This is a genomic window from Limisphaera sp. 4302-co (assembly GCF_049537155.1).
In the GTDB taxonomy this organism is placed as follows: Bacteria; Verrucomicrobiota; Verrucomicrobiia; order Limisphaerales; family Limisphaeraceae; genus Limisphaera.
Genome location: NZ_JBMVQZ010000013.1, coordinates 35,991 through 54,764, shown reverse-complemented (window position 1 = coordinate 54,764; position 18,774 = coordinate 35,991). Strand labels below are relative to the sequence as shown.

14 protein-coding genes are annotated in these 18,774 nt (G+C 66.3%); 6 read left to right on the top strand and 8 right to left on the bottom strand.

Annotated features, from left to right (window positions below; genetic code table 11):
* Positions 1–8 precede the first annotated feature (8 nt).
* The 5 genes from ACPDIX_RS12615 to gap form a co-directional block, all read right to left on the bottom strand.
* Positions 9–1,190, bottom strand: coding sequence for an LpqB family beta-propeller domain-containing protein (locus tag ACPDIX_RS12615; protein ID WP_423432159.1), 1,182 nt, complete (start codon positions 1,188–1,190; stop codon positions 9–11).
* Positions 1,187–2,008, bottom strand: a complete 822-nt coding sequence (locus ACPDIX_RS12610) for an energy transducer TonB (protein WP_423432158.1) — start codon at positions 2,006–2,008, stop codon at positions 1,187–1,189. The genes ACPDIX_RS12615 and ACPDIX_RS12610 overlap by 4 nt, the downstream gene beginning before the upstream one ends.
* Entirely contained in the window at positions 2,008–2,424 is a 417-nt protein-coding gene (locus ACPDIX_RS12605; RefSeq protein WP_423432157.1) for an ExbD/TolR family protein, read from the bottom strand. Before ACPDIX_RS12605 ends, ACPDIX_RS12610 begins: the two co-directional genes overlap by 1 nt.
* A gap of 22 nt (positions 2,425–2,446) precedes the next feature.
* Positions 2,447–3,181 (bottom strand): MotA/TolQ/ExbB proton channel family protein, encoded by a 735-nt coding sequence (locus ACPDIX_RS12600; RefSeq protein ID WP_423432156.1) that lies wholly within the window; start codon positions 3,179–3,181, stop codon positions 2,447–2,449.
* A gap of 279 nt (positions 3,182–3,460) precedes the next feature.
* Complete coding sequence (gene gap / locus ACPDIX_RS12595) at positions 3,461–4,510, bottom strand: type I glyceraldehyde-3-phosphate dehydrogenase (RefSeq protein ID WP_423432155.1); 1,050 nt, start codon at positions 4,508–4,510, stop codon at positions 3,461–3,463.
* A gap of 152 nt (positions 4,511–4,662) precedes the next feature.
* Here gap and ACPDIX_RS12590 point away from each other — a divergent pair, with 152 nt between their 5' ends.
* On the top strand, positions 4,663–5,670 hold the full coding sequence (locus ACPDIX_RS12590; protein ID WP_423432154.1) for an aspartate-semialdehyde dehydrogenase: 1,008 nt from the start codon (positions 4,663–4,665) through the stop codon (positions 5,668–5,670).
* 104 nt (positions 5,671–5,774) lie between these two features.
* Here ACPDIX_RS12590 and ACPDIX_RS12585 read toward each other — a convergent pair whose 3' ends face one another.
* Together ACPDIX_RS12585 and ACPDIX_RS12580 are read right to left on the bottom strand one after the other, a co-directional pair.
* The gene (locus tag ACPDIX_RS12585) at positions 5,775–6,818 is read right to left on the bottom strand and encodes an SDR family oxidoreductase (RefSeq protein ID WP_423432153.1); all 1,044 of its coding nucleotides are present in this window, start codon (positions 6,816–6,818) and stop codon (positions 5,775–5,777) included.
* A 94-nt stretch (positions 6,819–6,912) separates the two neighbouring features.
* On the bottom strand, positions 6,913–10,149 hold the full coding sequence (locus ACPDIX_RS12580; RefSeq protein ID WP_423432152.1) for a LamG-like jellyroll fold domain-containing protein: 3,237 nt from the start codon (positions 10,147–10,149) through the stop codon (positions 6,913–6,915).
* Between the two features lie 511 nt (positions 10,150–10,660).
* Between ACPDIX_RS12580 and ACPDIX_RS12575 the strand changes: the two genes are divergently transcribed.
* Together ACPDIX_RS12575 and ACPDIX_RS12570 are read left to right on the top strand one after the other, a co-directional pair.
* A complete protein-coding gene (locus ACPDIX_RS12575) occupies positions 10,661–11,164 on the top strand; it encodes an acyltransferase (protein WP_423432151.1) in 504 nt (167 codons plus the stop codon).
* Between the two features lie 79 nt (positions 11,165–11,243).
* Entirely contained in the window at positions 11,244–12,083 is an 840-nt protein-coding gene (locus ACPDIX_RS12570; protein ID WP_423432150.1) for a glycosyltransferase family 2 protein, read from the top strand.
* A gap of 39 nt (positions 12,084–12,122) precedes the next feature.
* Here ACPDIX_RS12570 and ACPDIX_RS12565 read toward each other — a convergent pair whose 3' ends face one another.
* Positions 12,123–12,779, bottom strand: a complete 657-nt coding sequence (locus tag ACPDIX_RS12565; protein WP_423432149.1) for a M50 family metallopeptidase — start codon at positions 12,777–12,779, stop codon at positions 12,123–12,125.
* 236 nt (positions 12,780–13,015) lie between these two features.
* Here ACPDIX_RS12565 and ACPDIX_RS12560 point away from each other — a divergent pair, with 236 nt between their 5' ends.
* The 3 genes from ACPDIX_RS12560 (at position 13,016) to ACPDIX_RS12550 (ending at position 18,404) form a co-directional block, all read left to right on the top strand.
* Complete coding sequence (locus ACPDIX_RS12560; RefSeq protein WP_423432148.1) at positions 13,016–13,966, top strand: sensor histidine kinase; 951 nt, start codon at positions 13,016–13,018, stop codon at positions 13,964–13,966.
* A 165-nt stretch (positions 13,967–14,131) separates the two neighbouring features.
* Positions 14,132–14,545: a response regulator gene (locus ACPDIX_RS12555; RefSeq protein ID WP_423432147.1), complete on the top strand. Its 414-nt coding sequence runs from the start codon at positions 14,132–14,134 to the stop codon at positions 14,543–14,545.
* A 130-nt stretch (positions 14,546–14,675) separates the two neighbouring features.
* Positions 14,676–18,404 (top strand): PAS domain S-box protein, encoded by a 3,729-nt coding sequence (locus tag ACPDIX_RS12550; protein ID WP_423432146.1) that lies wholly within the window; start codon positions 14,676–14,678, stop codon positions 18,402–18,404.
* The last annotated feature ends 370 nt before the right edge of the window (positions 18,405–18,774 follow it).

Below are 18,774 nucleotides of genomic sequence, written 5' to 3'. Positions count from 1 at the left end.
GATGCCACCTACCGCGCCCAACTCGGTTGCGAGCTGTTGCCCGGAACCCGCGCGACATCCTTGACCTGCCGCGTGGCCACGTCAAGTAAAGACAGGACCTTCCCGCCCCCCACCCGGCGGGTGAATACCAGCGTGCGCGAGTTCGGCGCCCAACTCGGGTCCTCCCCGCTCACCAACACCGTCGCCGCCCCGCCCTCGGCCGGCACCACGCAGATCTCGAACCCTCCCATCTGCGCGGTGAACGCAATCCACCTGCCGTCCGGCGACCAGTCCGGCTCGGAGGGATTCGCCACCCCGGCCGTCACGATCCGCTGCAACGATCCCCCATCCGGGGAAATCCGGGCCAGCACGCGCCGCCCGTTCTGCCGCGTGGCAAAACAGATCCATCGCCCGTCCGGCGACCACGTGGGCGACGACTCGTCCTCCCGGCTGAAGGTCAGCCGCTTCAACCCGCTGCCATCCGCACGGGCCACATACAACTCCGTGGCGCCGTCCTTGCTCAGGATCATGGCCAGACGCTGCCCGTCCGCCGAAAGCGCCGCGCTGGTGTTCAAACCGGGATGTCCCGCCACCACCTCCCGCCGGCCCGTCGTCAAATCGTGCCGCAGGATGTCCGGATTGCCGCTCTTGTAACTGGTGTAGTACAGCACCAGGCGACCCGGCAACCAGCACGGCGCCGCCACCAGCGACCGGTCCTGCGTCACCGCACGCGCACCGTGTCCATCATAGTCGCTCACGTAAATCTCGCTCGCGCCGCCGGACTCCACCTTGAACGCAATCCGCGTCTGCGCGATCCCCGGCCGGCCCGTCACCGCCAGGACCACGTCGTCGGCCATCGCATGCGCCTGCTGGCGCAGCGTCCCCCCGTTGTAAACCCGGGCCCACAAGGTGACCTTCGACTCCCGATCCAGCAGCGCCCCCTCCAGGCCGCCGCCGCTCCTGCCGCCCTTCAGCTCGAACAGCGCCGTGTCCGTTCCCGTGACCTGGAAACCCGCCACCTCCAGATCGAACCGCAGCACCGAAGCCGCCTCGCCTTCGAACCCGCTCAGGGCGATCGGAATCGGCCGGCCCGTCCCCGGCTGCCACAACACCTCCTTCCGAATCTGGATCTCCTGGGCCAGGCCGGACCCGGCCCCCATCCACAAACCCCACACCAACCACCACCAGCTCGCAAACAGGTCGCGTTTCATCCCGTCAATCGCTTCGCTCTCAGGTTGAAATGAATGGTAAAAGTCCGGCGATCCTCCCGGCTCCCGGCCGGGAATTCCCTCCCGATCGTCCGCACCCGGTCCAACGTCCGCTGCACCGAGGCGTCCACACCCGGATGCCCCGAGCCCCGAATGATCCGCGCCGACAACACCGTCCCGTCCCGCGCAATGGTCACCGAGGCCACCACCGTCGCATCCTCCACATCCAGATCCGGCGGCACCAACCACGCCCGCGTGTACACCGTCTTCACGTACTGGGCATAGTTGGCGTATGCCTCCCCGCCCGGACCCGGCACCCCCACCTCGGTGCTCGACCGCGCCAGCTCCTGCAACCGGTTCAACGCCTGCTGCAACGCCTCCTGACTTGCCCGCACCTCCGCCTCGTCCGCGCGGCTGCCGGAACTCTGCCGACCCTCCACCGGACGCCGCACCAGCCGCGTGCTCACCTCCGGCAACCGGCGGCTCGCCCGGGCGCTCGGTTCCGGCCGCGACGCCGGTTCCACCCGCGGTTCCGGGGCCGGTTCAGGCCGCCTTTCCGCGCGGGGCGGTTCCCGGCGCACCGCCGGTTCAGGGGGCGCCTGCTCGGGCGGTTTCGGTTGGGGCGGCGGCGGCTGAACCTCACGCTGGCCTCCCCGGAAATCCGGCTCGTCCACCAACCGCAACGGGACGAACTCGATCACCGGCAGGTCCGGCAACGACCGGTCCGGTGCACGAAACGCCGGCCCCAGCACCAGCACCGCCAACAACAGCGCGTGCAGCGCCAGCGATACCGCCAAACCCCGCCGTTGCCAACGGTCCATCATCGTCGCACCGCCTCGGTCCGCAGCGAAAATCGCGTGATCCCGTGCCGCAAACAACGGTCCAACAACGCCGCCACATGCTTGTACGGACCGTTCTCGTCGGCACGGATGTACACCACCAGATTCGGGTTGGCCCGGTACTCCGCCGCCAGCACCGCCTCCAGCTGATCCAACCGCAGCGGACGCCGGTCCAGAACGTACACCCCCTGCGCGGTGATCTCCACCGTTCGAACCAGCCGCGGATCCAACGGCACGTCCGGCTGCCCGCCCTGCGGCAGCTTCAGCGGCAGGCTCTGCTCCAACAGCGGCGTGGTGATCACGAAGATGATCAACAACACAAACGCCAGATCCAGCAGCGGCGTGATGTTGATCTCGCTCAGCGTCACCAGGTGCGTGCGTTGGCTGAACCGGCGCATGTGCTGCCTCCCTGCCGCGGCCTCACTCCTCCGTCAGGTACTCCGTCTCCATCCGCGAGGCCAGTTCCTGCGCGAAGTTGTCCAGCTCCACCGTCAACACGCGCAGGTGATGCACCAGCCAGTTGTAGCCGAACATCGAGGGGATCGCCACCAACAACCCCGCCACCGTCGTGCTCAGGGCGGCCGACACCCCCGGCGCCATCGCCGTCAGCGTCGCCACCCCCTGCTGCGCCACACCGGCGAAGGTGCTCATCACCCCCCACACCGTCCCCAACAAACCCAGAAACGGCGCCCCGCTCACCGCAATCGCCAGCAGGATCAGTCCCGACTCCAGCTTCAACGCCTCCTGCGCCACCGCGTTCTCCAGCACCCGCTTCACATGCTCCATCCCCTTCAGGGAAAGGTGCCGGCGGCGGGTCTCTCCATCCGCACCCCGCAATCGCGCGTCCAAATCCGCGCATCCCGCCCGGTAAACCACGAACAACGGACAGCCCTCCGCCTGCACCCGGCGATCGAACAACTCCAGAACCCGTTTTTGCGACCGAAACGCCTCCAAAAAGTACTGGTTCAGTTTCCGCGCGCGGCGCATCTGCATCGCCTTCGAGATCATCACCGACCACGCCATCACCGAAAACAGGAACAAACAGACGATGATGACCTTCGCCTCCGGCCGCGTCTGGCTCCAAACGTAAACAAGCTCCCACTCGGTGGACACCGGACGCACCACCGCGGCGGCAAAAAAAAGGGGCCACTTCATATCCACACGTCTCGTTGACCGCTCCCAGTCGTGAGGAACCGATGCGCCGGGCGGAACGCGACGTGGACCCGAATTCTTCTCCGGATCCTTCAGCCGCGCGCATTCATAGCGCCCACCTCCTGCCGGCGCAACCCTTTCTCACCCGCCCGCTCCCGCTGCAGCCCGAAAAACCGGGCTTGCCCCCACCTCCCACCAGACAAAACCGGCGGCCCCCTTTCTCCGGAGAACCGCCGGTCGTTTGGAGCGGAGGACGGGTGTGCTCCGCAGGAAACAGGCGCCTCAGACGCCCTTCTGGATCATCAGCTTCAGCAGGTCGCCCACGCGGCAGCTGTACCCCCACTCGTTGTCGTACCAGCTCACCAGCTTGAAGAACCGCTTGTTCAGCTCGATGCCCGAGCCCTCGTCAAAAATGGACGACAACGGGCAATGGATGAAGTCCGTGCTCACCACCTCCTCGTTGGTGTAGCCCAGGATGCCCTTCAAATAGGTTTCGCTGGCCTTCTTCATCGCCGCGCAGATCTCGGCATAGCTGGTCTCCTTGACCGTCCGCACCGTCAGGTCCACCACGGAAACGGTCGGCACGGGCACCCGGAAGGCCATGCCCGTCAGTTTGCCCTTCACCTCCGGCAGCACCAGGCCCACCGCCTTGGCCGCACCCGTCGAGGAGGGGATCAGGTTGATCGCGGCCGTCCGGCCGCCCTTCCAATCCTTGCGGCTCGGCCCGTCCACCACCTTCTGCGTCGCCGTGTACGCATGCACGGTCGTCATCAGACCTTCCTCCACGCCGAAGCCCTCCTTCAACAGGACGTACACCAGGGGTGCCAGACAGTTCGTCGTGCACGATGCGTTCGACACAATGTGGTGCTGCGCAGGGTCGTACTTGTCGTGGTTGACCCCCATCACCACCGTCAGGCAGTCGCCCTTGGCCGGCGCGGTGATGATCACCTTCTTGGCCCCGGCCGCCAGGTGACCCTTCGCCTTTTCCACGTCGGTGAACAACCCGGTCGCTTCGATCACCACCTCCACGCCCAGGTCTTTCCACGGCAATTGCGAGGGATCCTTCGCGCTGACCACCTTCATCTTGTGGCCGTTCACGATCAGAATGTCGTCGTCCGGACGATCCGGGCTGGACTTTTCCGAAGCGATGGTGCCCTGGAACCGGCCCTGGGTCGAATCGTACTTCAGCAGGTAGCCGAGATTGTCCGCGGGCACAATGTCGCCCACGGCCACCACCTCGATGTCCCGACCCACCATCCCCTGTTCCACCAGGGCCCGATACACCAAACGGCCGATGCGGCCGAACCCGTTGATCGCAACTTTGACTGCCATAGAGTCCTTCGTCCTTTCGTTCTTATGACCCGCAAATTTAAGCAAAAATCATAGATGAAGCCGCCCCCGGGTCAATGCGCTTTTCCCATCCCCGTAACCCCGGGTCCGTTGACAGCCCCCGCCCTTCGGATAAGATGCCCCGCCAAGTGACCATGAATCGTCAACCGCATGTGGCCGTGGTCGGTGCGACGGGCGCCGTCGGCATCGAAATGATCCGTACGCTGGAACGGAGGAATTTCCCCCTCAGCCGGCTGACGCTGCTGGCGTCGGCCCGTTCCGCCGGCAAACGCATCCCCTTCCGGGGGGAGGAAATCTCCGTTCAGGAACTGCGTGCCGATTCCTTCCGGGGGATCGATCTGGCGCTCTTCAGTGCCGGCGGGAGCATTTCCAAACAGTTCGCCCCCGAGGCCGTCAAGGCCGGATGCGTCGTGGTGGACAATTCCAGCGCCTTTCGCATGGACGATTCCGTCCCGCTCGTCGTCCCTGAAATCAACGGCGAGGACGTCCGCTGGCACCGCGGCATCATCGCCAACCCCAACTGCACCACCGCCATCACCCTCATGGCCCTCTACCCGCTCCACCAGGCGTTCGGCTGCCGCCGCATCTTCGCCTCCTCCTACCAGGCCGTCTCCGGCACCGGCGCACGCGCCATCGCCGAACTCGAGCGGCAGGTCCGCCAAATCGTCAACGGGGAACCCGTCACCCGGGAGGTTTACCCCCACCAGATTGCCTTCAATGTGCTGCCCCACGTGGACAGCTTTCTGCCCAACGGCTACACGCGCGAGGAAATGAAACTCGAAAACGAAGGGCGCAAAATCATGCATCACCCCACCTTCCGCGCCAGCGTGACCTGCGTGCGCGTCCCGGTGTACCGCGCCCACTCCGTTGCTGTCAGTGCGGAATTCGAAAAACCCGTCTCCGTGGAGGCCGCCCTTGACGTGCTCCGTCAGGCCCCCGGCCTGGAGGTCATTGACGATCCCGCCCGCTGCGAATACCCTATGCCCCTGCATCAGGCCGGCAAGGACAATTGCGCCGTGGGCCGGATTCGCAAGGATTGCGCGCTCGACAACGGACTCTGCTTCTGGGTCTGCGGCGATCAGCTCCTCAAGGGCGCCGCCCTCAACGCCGTCCAAATCGCCGAGCTCCTCCTGGCCACCTGAACCGGGGTCGGCCCGCCCCCGGTCCAACCGCCCCCCGGCCGGCCGGTTCAACCCTCCCGCCCCTCCTCTCCGCGAACAACGCTGCCCGAGGGGCCCCACCCGGCTCACGCACCCACCGGCGCCGGCCGGCGCGTGGCGAACCATTCCCACGTCAACTCCAGCCCCTCCGCCAGCCGGTGACGGGGCTCGTACCCCAGCCATTCCCGCGCCAGGCTGATGTCCGCCAGGGAGTGCCGCACGTCACCCGGTCGGAAATCCTCGTAAACCGGCCGCGCTGGCTCCAGCCCCGGCCGCCACCGTTTCAACCCGGCCACCAGAATCTCGTACAGCTCGTTCAGCGTGGTGCGCTCGCCCACCGCAATGTTGTACACCCGATGCACCGCCCCGGGCCGTTCCACCGTCGCGGCCAACAGATTCGCCTGCACCACATTGCCCACGTAACAAAAATCCCGGGAAGTCTCCCCGTCGCCGTACACCGTCACCGTCCCCCCGCGCCACAATGCCTCCATCCAACGCGGAATCACCGCCGCATAAGGACCGTGCGGATCCTGCCGCGGCCCGAACACGTTGAAATACCGCAGGCCGATGCATTCCAGCCCGTACACGCGGCCCCACGTGTCGGCGTAGATCTCGTCCATCCACTTCGTGGCTGCATAGGGCGACAGCGGCCGTCCGATCCGGTCCTCCCGCTTCGGCAAACCCGGCTCGTCCCCGTAAACCGAACTGCTGGATGCATACACAAACCGCCGGACCCGTGCCTGCCGCGCCGCCTCCAGCAACTCCAGTGTCCCGGTCACATTCGCCCGATGACTCGCCCGCGGTTCCGCAATGGACCGGGGCACACTCCCCAGCGCCGCATGGTGCAGGACATAGTCCACCCCCTCGCACGCCGCCGCGCACACCGCCGGATCCGCTATGTCACCCTCCACCACCCGGCACCGCCCCCACTGCTCCGGCGTGACCCGCTGCCGCACCGCATCCAGATTCTCCCTCTTGCCTGTGCTGAAGTTGTCCAGCGCCACCACCGTTTGATCCAGCGACAGCAGTTGCTCCAGCAGGTGCGATCCTATGAAACCCGCCGCGCCCGTCACCAGCCACCTCGCCGGCCGGGCGCGGAGCTTTTCCAGCGTCTGTTCGTACCGGTCCATTTCGGCTCCCTCGCAAATCAGCCCGTAAACGCCGGGCCAACCTGCCGAAAAAACCCCATCGCTGGAAAGCCCTTTCCCGGCGCGCCCCTGCCCGTCACTCCACCCGCTCCAGCGCACCGGCGTCCCGCCGCGCCCCAACCGGCCGCCGCCCGGCAAAATCCCTGAGAAACGGCCCGTCGAATTCCCACGCGTACAGCTCCTCGATCGTCGTGTCGGCCTCCCGCAGCGTGCCGAGCGCAATCCGCACGAAATCCAGCCACCCATCCAGCCAGCGCCCTTCCGGAGTCCCTCCAACGTGCAGATCCCCGTCGTTGGCCAGTGAAACGGTGGCGTCCGGCCCGGTCGCCTCGCCCGCCTGCCGGCCGTCCACGTACAACCTCAACCGTCGCCCGGCCCGGTCCAACTCCGCCACCACATGATGCCAGTCACCGTCATGCACCGCGCTCCCGCTCAGCACCCGCCAGCCGCCCTCCACCGGACCCACCTCGAATCGCACCCGCCCATCCTCCGTCAGGGCCAGGCTGTAGCCCGTGCCGCGCCGTTTCTCCACCAGCACCGCCCCCGCCCGGCCCGCAACCGTCCGGAACACCACCTCGATCAGCAAACCGGAACGATGCACCTGCGGATTCCGCAACGCCTCCCCTTCCACCACGTGCGGTTCCGGCTGCGGATTCTCGTGCCGGCTCCGCTTCAGATCCGTGAACCGAAACGGACGCATCATCTCCGCATGAGACACCCGCGCATACATCCGCCGCTCCGCTCGAAACCGCAGCGCCCCGCGCGTCCAATCCTCCAACCACCCCACCTCGTAGTCCTCCGCCCGGCCGTTCACCACCTGCAACGGATGGGTCGGCCGCTGATCATACGTGTCCCGCGAAACGTGATAGTCCGTCAGATACCAGTGTTCGTCCGGAATCACCGTGGGATCCCCGACCGGCGCGTAAAAGTGCCATTCCCCCACCACACCCGACAGCGCCCACGGCACAAACACCCGCGCCCCGCCGTCAATCGCAGGCGAGCCCGCCCGGGGCCGGAAATCTCCGTGCTCCGGATCCTCCAACACCGGCTCCCGGCTGACCACCCCCAGGTCACAGGCCAGACTCCCCTGCTCCAGCAACACCCTGCGGAAATCGTCGAACCCGGACAACCACCGGCCCGAGGGCTCCAACACACCCATCTGCCCGAAATCATGAAACACATTCCGGGCGTAAGCGTTCAGCTCCAGTGCGTACCGAACCTTCGAAGGCTGCCACTGGCGCACCTCACCCTCCGGGCGCGACCGGGCCGGGTCCGCATGCCGAAGTACATGGGTCCCGATCCCCTCCCACACGTTGCCCAGATACTTGTTCCGGCCCGCCCGCGGTTCCTGCCGGCGCGAGCCGGTGTGAAAGTTGTAAACCGTGTTGTGAAAGAAGGTGTTCTGATAGCTGATGATTTCCTGAAACGCCGAGCAATTCACCACCGGGCCCTTCGGATCCCGGCCCCGGCCCCACGCGATGTTGTTGAAATGATAATTCTTGAACGCCCCGTCCAGATAATACGCGTGACCAAAGCCGGCATCCGTCCCCGTGTACCGATTCCAATGTCGGTACCCCAGCGGATTGTGCACCACGTTGTTGAACACATACGCCGGTCCACCCTGCCAGGTCTCGATCCCTCCAAAATCGTTACAGTTCAACAAACAATCCCAAACCTTGTTTTGATGGATCAGAATTCGCGTGAACGGCACGTCGCCCCAGGCACCGTTTCGTTTGCCGCCGACGACATCGATCCCCTGCGCATAGGTCCGTTCGATGACATTGCCGGCGATCTCCACCGTACGAGCCCCCGCCACCTCGATCCCGATCCCGTTGCTGTACCGCGACGGACGTCGCGCCGTCTCGCAGGATCGGTTCCGGTAAATCCGCACGTCCCCCAGCCGGCCCCGCAAATCCGCATATCCCCAGGCACCACCGTCGCATACCGAAAAAATCCCGTGATCCGTGAACCGAACCTCGTTGTCCTCGATGCGCACGCCATCCACCACCTGGCCCCGTTCCACCGACCGGATGCGCACCGGCATCACCACATGTTCGAACCGGCAGTTCGCAATCCGGATGTCCCGGCCCTCGCCCCAGATCCACACGCACCCCGGATGTTGCTCCGGACGCAGCAACCACGGCACCGTCCGAAAATCCCACGGCGGAGCCGTCAGATCCCAGTGCGGCGTGGTGAACCGGAATGTCAGGCCCGTGATGTGCAGATGCTCCACCCGGCGACCCTCCACCAGATTGCTCCACCGGCCCACCTCCACCTGCGCCACCCGCGGATCCACCCCCTCCGGCAGCCGCAAATACAACCGCCCCCCGCGCCCCCGCCGTTCGAACCAAAACTCGCCCTCCGGATCGTCCAGGTAATGCGGCTTGTCCTCCAGGTAATACCGCATCCCCCGCATGATCACACCGTTCGTGCCGCCACCCGTCCAACCCGCAAAACCCAGCCCGTGCCGCTCCAGATCCACCACCTCCACCTCCGTCGGGTACGGGGCGCTCATCACCCAGCCGAACTCCGTCCATACCAGCGCACCCAGGAAATACTCAGCCGGTTTCTCCCTTATGTGCCGCGTGTCGATCCCCAGGTGCAAAAAACGGCCCTGCCGGTTCGTCGTCACGTTGCCGAACGGCCGACCCGGATTCTCCCACTCCCACCACTCGCTCTTCACATCGTCCGGGTTCGAAACCTTCCAGTTCGGCGTCCGGGCCAGCGGAATCCGTTTCACCCCGCCCGGGGCATCGGCCCACCAGACCGACCGCGGCAACCAGTCCACGTCCGCCCACCATACCTTCTCCGGCTCCGGAATGTCCGGATGCGTCGCGCCCCGCACCCAGTTTGTTACCCGCTCCGACCCGCAAATCACCGCCTCTCCGCTTCCCCACCCGGGATCGCTCGTCAGCCGGATCGGTTCCCCCGGCCGTCCCGCATCCCGCACCACCAACCGACCCCGATACACCACGCCCCGCTTGAAAACATAGGTGTGCACACCCCGCTCCGCCGCCGCACGCCCGGTCGCGTTCGGATCCCAGGGATGATGCCGCCACGGCCGGTCCGGCTCGTCCCCAGGGTTCCCGTCATCCCCCTGCTCGTAATCGATGTACCGAACCGATCCGCCCTTTTCGAACCGGAACGGCCGCGGTTGCCACCGCAAATCCCCACGGGGATCCACCTCCGCATGCTCCTCCTCCCAACTCCACCGCGCCGCCCCGGCCTCGGCCGCTCGAGCGGTACCCAACACCAGGATCAGCGCACCCTTCACGCACGCGGCCCGAAAGCCGCCTCTGTACCACGCCCGCATGAACCGCATGCTACCCCCGCCCATTGCCGCGCGCCAACCCTTCCGCCTCCGCCGGCTCGCCCCCTTCGGCCACCCCTGACAACCGGTCGGACCGTCTCCACAACAGGTCTTTCCTTTTGCCCATCCGCAAGGCCTTTGTCCGGCTCTTGCGCCTTCTGGCTTCCCGACGCGTGCCGCCCACCTCACGCCGCCCCGGCAGAGCGGGCATTGGGTGCCAGCCTCCCCCAATGAGCCGGCCTTTCAGGCAGACCAGGGATCATCCGTCCATCCGCCAGGTCCCGGCAGTCCCGCGGAGCATGCCCTCGAGGACCCAACCCTCGGACAGCGCCGGTCTCCGCATTCCCGGAGAGAAACCCCTGTTCCGGACGCGTCTCCCAAGGCACTCCCCCAGCCCCCCGTGAGAGAACACATCGGGAATGCCCACGGTCCTGCCGCCCGTTGAACACTCGAAGGCCGGCACGAAAACGAACCCCGGACTGGCTTCCGTCGCCAGTCAAACTATGCTGCCGGCATGAGCACATCTGGAATGCCCGAATTCTCCAGGATCGCCCCCGATGTCAAACTCGGACGGGATGTACGCATCCACGGGTTCGTCAACTTGTACGGATGCGAGATCGGTGACGAAACCCGGATCGGCACTTTCGTGGAGATCCAGAAGAACGCGCGCATCGGGGCGCGCTGCAAGATCTCCAGTCACACCTTCATTTGCGAGGGCGTGATCATCGAGGACGAATGCTTCATCGGACACGGCGTGGTCTTCATCAATGATCGTTACCCCCGGGCGGCCAACCCGGACGGCACGCCCCAGAGCGAAAAGGACTGGCAGGTGATACCCACGCGCGTCTGTCGCCGGGCCTCAATCGGCAGCGGTGCCACCATCCTCTGCGGCGTCACCATCGGGGAGGGCGCCATCGTGGGCGCGGGCAGCGTGGTCACGCGCGACGTGCCGCCCCGTACCATCGTGGCAGGGAACCCGGCCCGGGTGTTGCGACCCGTACCGGCGCACGCGCCATAGGATCGGCCCGGCTCCGGCGCCGGCCTTCCGCGGCCAGGGGACGCACCGCTCCGGTTTCAAGCGCCTGGTCCATCCGCTCATGCAGTTCACCATCGTCACGCCGAGTTACCGCCCCGGTCCGTGGCTGAGGCTCTGCATCGCCTCCGTGGCCGACCAGGGCGTACCTGCGGAACATATCATCCAGGACGCAGGTTCCGACGACGGCACATTGGACTGGGTCCGGGCCGATCCCCGCGTGCAACTCCATGTGGAGCCGGACGGCGGCATGTACGATGCCATCAACCGCGGGCTCCGTCGGGGCACCGGCGAGATTTGTGCCTGGTTGAATGCTGATGAGCAGTACCTGCCCGGAGCGCTCCGTGCGGTGGCGGCCTGGTTCGAGGCACATCCGGACGTGGATGTGGTCTTCGGCCACGTGGTGATGGTGGACGCGCAGGGGCGTTACCTCTTCCACCGGAAGGTCGAACCGCCACGCCTGGCACACACCTGGACCTGTCACCTCGGCACCTACAGCTGCGGAATGTTCTTCCGGAGGCGGCTGTTGGATCCCGGCGGCTTTTGGCTCGACCCCGATTGGCGTTGCGGCGGGGACGGCGAGTGGATGGTCCGCCTCCTGCGCGCCGGGGTGCGCATGGGGACACTCGGAAGATTCACCTCCGCTTTCACCTGGACGGGAAGCAACCTCAGCCGTCAGGAGCAGGCCCGGGCCGAGTGGCGTCGGCTCCGCCAAAGCGCCCCTTTATGGATGCGCCTGCTGGCGCCCTGGTGGGTGCTCACGCACCGGCTGAGCCGGTGGTGGCACGGCTGCTACCGGCAGGAACCCTTCGAGTTCGCCATCTACACGCTGGAAAGCCCCGCGCAACGTCAGATCCGGCGCGTGACCCGCCCGGTGGGGTATTGGTCGGAGCCGATCGCCTGAACCCGGCCGGATGTTTCCGGACCATCCCTTCCCACCGGCTCAGAAGACCCGGCTCAACCAGAGCCAGACGCGTGCGGTTTCCTGCCACCACCACGCCAAGACCGTCCCCAGTGGAGCCACACCGGTCAACAGCGGCAGACCCAACATGGGCACGATCAGGTTGCCCAGGACAATGATCACCCCCGAGAACAACACGCCCTGGCTGGTGATGTCCGTCTGCCGGGTTTGCGAGAGAACCTGGCCGGTCAGCGTCAGATGAAAGGCATAGGCCGCACCCAGCAACAGATACAGCCACTCCGGATGCCGGCCCCAGCCCCAAAAAAGATGGCCCAGGCCGTAACCCGCCAGAACCAGGATCACATAAATGGGCACGAAGTACGGCGCCAGAGTCACCCACCAGTTGGCCTTGCTCACGAGCACATGGCCCCCGCGTGAGGTCACGCGCATCCGCCTGACCCGCCCCCCGCACAACCAGGTCGCCAGGGCATGCGTCAGTTCATGCCCGAACACATAAAGCCACATCGGCCGCGGCAACAGCCAGAAGATCACCACCCAACAGGCGACCCCGCAAAGGAAGGGCAGCCAAAAGGTGGCGAGCCCGTCGCTGGCCGAAACCACGCGGAACAACACGCGCGCCGCCCCCACACAGCTCGGCACCAACAAAAGCGCCACCAGCGTCCTCCAAAATTTCCGCACGGGCCCCATTCTGCCGAGCAGAAACGTTCCGTCAGCCTTTTCCCGAACCGCCACACCCGGAGTGCGACCGCTCCTCCGGGCTTGCCGGCTCGCCGGAATCGGAGCTAAGAAGTGGGCCGTACGCTATGTCCGCGCCCGCCTCCAACGGCAGAGCCGGGTGTTTCGGGATGTTCCGCCCCGAAACGCTACGGCGCGCTTCCGCGGCCTTCTTCCTGGCGGTTGTTCTCCTGACGACCGTGTGGTTGGCGATCCTCCTCTGGACGGCAGCAGCCCCTTTGCCCGACTGGCTCGAGCTCGGGTTCCTTCTCCTCGGCACAGCCTGCGTGGCGGCGATCGTGGCAAGCTTCGTGTGGATCCGGGAAGAAGTCGAGCGCCGGCGCCGCAGCGAGGAAGAGCTGCGGAGATTGAACCGCGCTTTGGAAACCGCCCTCGCACGGGCGCAGGAGGCGGACGGGGTGAAGTCGGCCTTCCTGGCCACAATGAGCCATGAACTGCGCACCCCGCTGAACTCCATTCTGGGATTCGCCGGCGTGCTGTTGCAGGAATTGCCCGGAGCCCTCAATGAAGAACAACGCAAACAGCTCACGATGGTTCGGGACAGTGCCCGCCACCTGCTGGCGCTGATCAATGACGTGCTGGACCTTTCCAAGATCGAGGCGGGCCAGCTCAGGATCGCACGCACCCCCTACGACGTTCGCGCGGTGGTCGAGCATGTGGTGGCCTCCGTCCGACCCCGCGCAGAAGCCAGGGGCCTGACTCTGGAAGTCCAGATGGATCCAACCGTGGGCCGGGCCCTGGGCGATGCCCGGCGGCTCGGACAGATCCTGCTCAACCTGCTCGCCAACGCGGTGAAGTTCACCCAGCAGGGCGGCGTCCGCGTGCAGGTGGACCTGGTTGAGAACGGTACTCTGTTGAGATTCCAGGTCGCAGACACGGGTCCCGGGATCGCAAGAGAAGACTTCGACAAACTGTTTCAACCGTTTCAACAGCTCCAAACCGGGCTGGACCGCCCGCACGAAGGAACGGGCCTCGGTCTGGCCATCTGCCGCCGCCTGGCCGGGCTGCTGGGCGGCCGGATCGAGCTCGAGAGCGAGCCGGGACGGGGCAGCACATTCACCGTCCTCCTTCCGTTGGAAGTCCCTGAACAACCGCACCCTCCCAACGCCAAAGCAACGCCACCACCATGAGACCAAGCTTTCCACCCGGGCAGTCACACCCGCAGTGGCGGTCCATCGAAGCCTTTCCACCGCCCCCCACCGAGCGTCCCCTCCGTGACACCGTCCGGAGCCGGCCGGCCGTCACCCGAAAACAGCCGCCTGTTCGAAACAACAACCCCACCCCACCCACGTCTCATGCGCATCTTGATGATCGAAGACAACGAAGCCAATCGTTACCTGGCCACCTACTTGCTGGAGAAGGCCGGTCACACGGTGACGACCGCCCCCGATGGCCGGACAGGTCTGGCCCTGGCCACCCAGGAACGGTATGACGTGATCCTGTTGGACATCCAGTTACCCGGCATGGATGGCTACGCAGTGGCCCGGGCTTTGCGCCAGGTGCCCGGACTGGAACGCACACCGGTGATAGCCGTGACCTCCTACGCCATGACAGGCGACCGCGAAAAGGCGCTGGCCGCAGGTTGCACCGGTTACATCGAGAAACCGATCCAACCCGACACGTTCGTTCGCGAAGTGGAGGCGCTGGCCGCCACCCACGCCGGCACGCCTTCCCACCCGCCCGGCCAGAACCGGCACAACCCGGCATGACGCCATGCTGCCCCGGCCATGGTCTGAAACCCTCCGCACCTGCCTCCGTCAGCCCCCGGGCCAACCTCCCCGGGTCGAGCCGGGCACTCGCCACGCATCCCGTTTTCGTCCCTCAACCACTCGATGAACCATGCGCATCCTCATCGTGGATGATCATCCCGAAAACCTCTACCTGCTGCGGTCGCTCCTGGCCGGGTACGGGTACGAGGTCGTGGAAGCCTCCCACGGCGCCGCAGCGCTCGAACTGGCCCGGCAACAGCCGCCCGACCTGGTGATCACCGACCTGCTCATGCCGGTGATGGACGGGTTCACCCTGCTGCGGGAATGGAAGGCCGACCCCAAACTGCGCGCCATCCCCCTGCTGGTCTACACCGCAACCTACACGGAGCCCGAGGACGAACAGCTCGCCCGCGACCTCGGCGCGGATGCATTCCTCGTCAAGCCCGCCGAACCGGAACCCTTTCTCGAAGAGTTGCGCGGCCTGTTGGAGCAGGCACGGCAGCGCCCCATGCGTGCCGCGGAGCCGGCCCCGCTCCCCGATCCGGCCCAACTGGAGGAACGTTATGCCCGTGCGCTCCTGCGCAAACTGGAAAAGAAATGTGCCGAACTGCGGGAGACCAACCGGGCGCTCCAGAGCGCGCAGGACCAACTGTGGCAGACCCTCGAGGTCCTGCCCGCAGCCGCATACATTTGCGATGCCGAGGGCCTCATCACCTACTACAACACACGGGCCCGGGAACTCTGGGGACGGGAACCGCGCTTGCGCGATCCGGCCGATCGTTTCTGCGGTTCATTCAGCCTCCATCGCCCGGACGGCACGGCCCTGGACCCCACCGAGTCCTGGACGGCCCACTGCCTGCGCACGCAACAACCCGTCGCCGGCGGCGAAGTGATCGTCGAGCGACCCGATGGGTCCCGGCGACACGCCCTGGCTTGCGCGGCGCCTTTGACCGATGCATCCGGCCGTCTGACCGGCGCGGTCAATGTGTTGTGGGATATCACCGACCTGCATGCGGTCCAGGAAGCCCTCCGCCAGAGCGAGGAACGGTTCCGGCGCCTGGCCGAATGCTCCGCCACCGCCATCTTCGTGTACGCCGGAGAACGGTTCGTGTATGTCAACCCGGCAGCCTGCACCCTGACCGGCCGGTCTGAAGAGGAACTCCTGCAAACCCGGTTCTGGGAGGTTGTTCACCCGGATCACCGTGAACTGGTCCGCCATCGCGGCCTGGCCCGACAACGGGGCGAACCTGTGCCAGCGCGCTACGAGTTCAAGCTGTTGCACAAGGATGGCACGGAACGTTGGATCGATTTTGCAGCCGCCGCCATCCTCTGGGAGAATCGCCCGGCGGCCATCGGGAGTGCCATCGACATCACCGACCGCAAACGGGCCGAAGAAGCCCTCCGGGAAAGCGACACACGCAACCGGATCATCGCCAACCTGATCTCCGACTACGCCTACATCTTCCGCGTCACCCCCGAGGGCGAACTGATCGGTGAATGGGTCACGGAATCCTTCACCCGCGTGTTCGGCCTGACCTTGGAGCAGGTCATCGCCCGGGGCGGCTGGCAAACCCTGGTCCACCCCGATGACCTGCCCAAGGCTCTGGAGCACGCACGCAAGGTGGCCGCAGGCCAACGCGACGTGTGCGAAATGCGCTGGATCACCCCGGCCGGTCAGATCCGATGGCTGCGGGATTATGCCGAGCCGGTCTTCGACCAGACCGGAACCCGCGTGATCCGGGTATACGGCGCCTCCCAGGACATCACCGAGCAACGCCTGGCAGAAGAACGGCTCGCACGGCTCAACCGCACCTACGCCGTTCTAAGCCAGATCAACCAGCTCATCGTCCGCGAAGGCCGCCCCACGGCACTGCTCGAAGGTGCCTGCCGCATCGCCGTGCACACGGGAGGTTTCGTAATGGCCTGTGCCGCCCTCACCAAAGAGCCCGATGGCCCGCTGCAGGTCGTCGCCAGCGCCGGAGCCGATCCCGACACCCTCCTCATCGTCAACCGGTTTTTGGGAGATCCGGCCCTCGGATGCACCCTCACCCGGGACGCACTCGCCACGGCACGCCCGGCAGTGTGCAATGACATCGCCCTCGCGCCGGAAGCCCAGTCCTGGCAAGAAGCGGCCCTTGCTCGCGGTTACCGCGCAATGGCCTCCTTCCCATTGCTCGTGGAAGGTCGGGTCCGGGGAGTCCTCAACCTCTACGCGCCCGCGCCAGGCTTCTTCGACGCCGAGGAAACCCAGCTGCTCAGCGAACTGGCCCAGGACATCGGCTTCGCGCTCGAAGCCGCGGCCCGGGAAGAGGCCCGCCGCCAGGCCGAGGCGCGCCTCGCCGCCAGCGAGGAACGTTTCCGGCAACTGGCCGACACCTTGGAGGACTTATTCTGGATCAAGGACGCACACTCCCAGCAATTCCTCTACGTGAGCCCCGCCTTCGAAAGGATCTGGGGCATCCCCGCCCGACGGCTGGAAGAAAACCCCAAAGCCTGGCTGGATTTCGTGCACCCGGAGGATCGTGACCGGATCCAACTGCTCAACGCCGAATCTGTCGAGCCGGGCCCCCGCGATGTCGAGTACCGCATCGTCCGTCCCGACCGCCGCGTCCGCTGGGTGCGCTCCCACATCTACCCGGTGCTCGGACCGGACGGCCGGGTCAACCGCTGGGTGGGTGTCACCCGGGACATCACCCGTGAACGCGAACTGGAACAGCAACTGTTACAGGCGCAGAAAATGGAGGCCGTCGGCCGCCTCGCCGGAGGCGTGGCACACGACTTCAACAACATCCTCACCGCCATCATCATGCAGACCGAACTGCTCAGTGACGAGGAGGCCCTCACCCCTGCCCTCCGCGAAGGGCTGCAACAAATCCACGCCGCCGCCGAGCGCGCAGCCAACCTGACCCGCCAGCTCCTGCTCTTCAGCCGGCGCCAGGTCATGCAAATGCGCATACTCGACCTCAATGAAAGCGTCACCGGCATCGCCAGGATGCTCCAGCGTATCATCGGTGAGGATGTCCGGCTCCAACTCGATCTGCATCCCGGACCGCTTTTCCTGCGTGCCGATCCCGGCATGCTGGACCAGGTTCTCATGAACCTCGCCGTAAATGCGCGAGATGCCATGCCCCAGGGCGGGTCGCTCACCATCCAGACAGCCGAAAGCCTCGTGGACGAGGCGCAGGCGCGACTCCGCCCCGGTGCCGCCCCCGGCCGTTACGCCGTGTTGCGCGTGCGCGATGAGGGATGCGGAATGCCCCGGGAGGTCCTCGAGCACATCTTTGAACCCTTCTTCACCACCAAAGAACCGGGCAAAGGGACCGGCCTGGGCCTGGCCACCGTGTACGGCATCGTCCAACAGCATCGGGGCTGGATCGAGGTCCGCAGCGCACCCGGGCAGGGCACCACCTTCGAAATCTATCTGCCCCTGGAAACGCAATCGGCCACCGGGCCGGGCGCAGAACCCCGCAGTCGCCCCCCGCGCGGCACCGAAACCGTGTTGCTGGTGGAGGATGACGCGTCCCTGCGGCGCCTCACCCGCGCCGCCCTGGAACGCCACGGCTACACCGTCCACGAGGCCGGAGACGCCGCCGAGGCGCTGGAAGTCTGGGCCCGGCACCGCCGCGAGATCCGCGCGCTGCTCACCGACATCGTCATGCCCGGCCCCATGAACGGCCGGGAACTGGCCCGGCACCTGCAGGCCGATCGGCCGAACCTCCGCGTGATCCTGTTCAGCGGCTACAGCGAGGAAATGGCCGGCCGACTGCTGGAACTGGGACCGCACCAGACCTTCCTGCCCAAGCCGTTCCCACCCGAGCTCCTCCTGAGGCGCATTCGGGAAATGCTCGACGCGAAATAACCCCCTCGTGTCCCTTGAATCCCGGCCCTCGCGGCGAGGGCCCTCCGGCTCGGCTCGCAAGCGCGACGCACAACCGGTCCGGCCGTGCAGTCTCCGTTGTTCCCCGCGCCCCCGGCGGCCGCAGCGGCGCAGCCTCCGGCCGGAGAATGCCGCCCGGCAGGCAGCGGATCCCACCAACACCAGCGACCAAACCTGTGCAAACCGCACGGTGCCGGCCCTTCCGAAAGGTGCCCCTCTCGCCGGTGTGCACGCGCGACAACCTCCCTGCCCGCCGACGTCTCCCGCACCCGACACCTGAATCGCTCCGACACTCGCAGCCCCGACGGTCCCGCGGCCCGGGCAGCCCCGCCTCACATGTTTCATACGATTT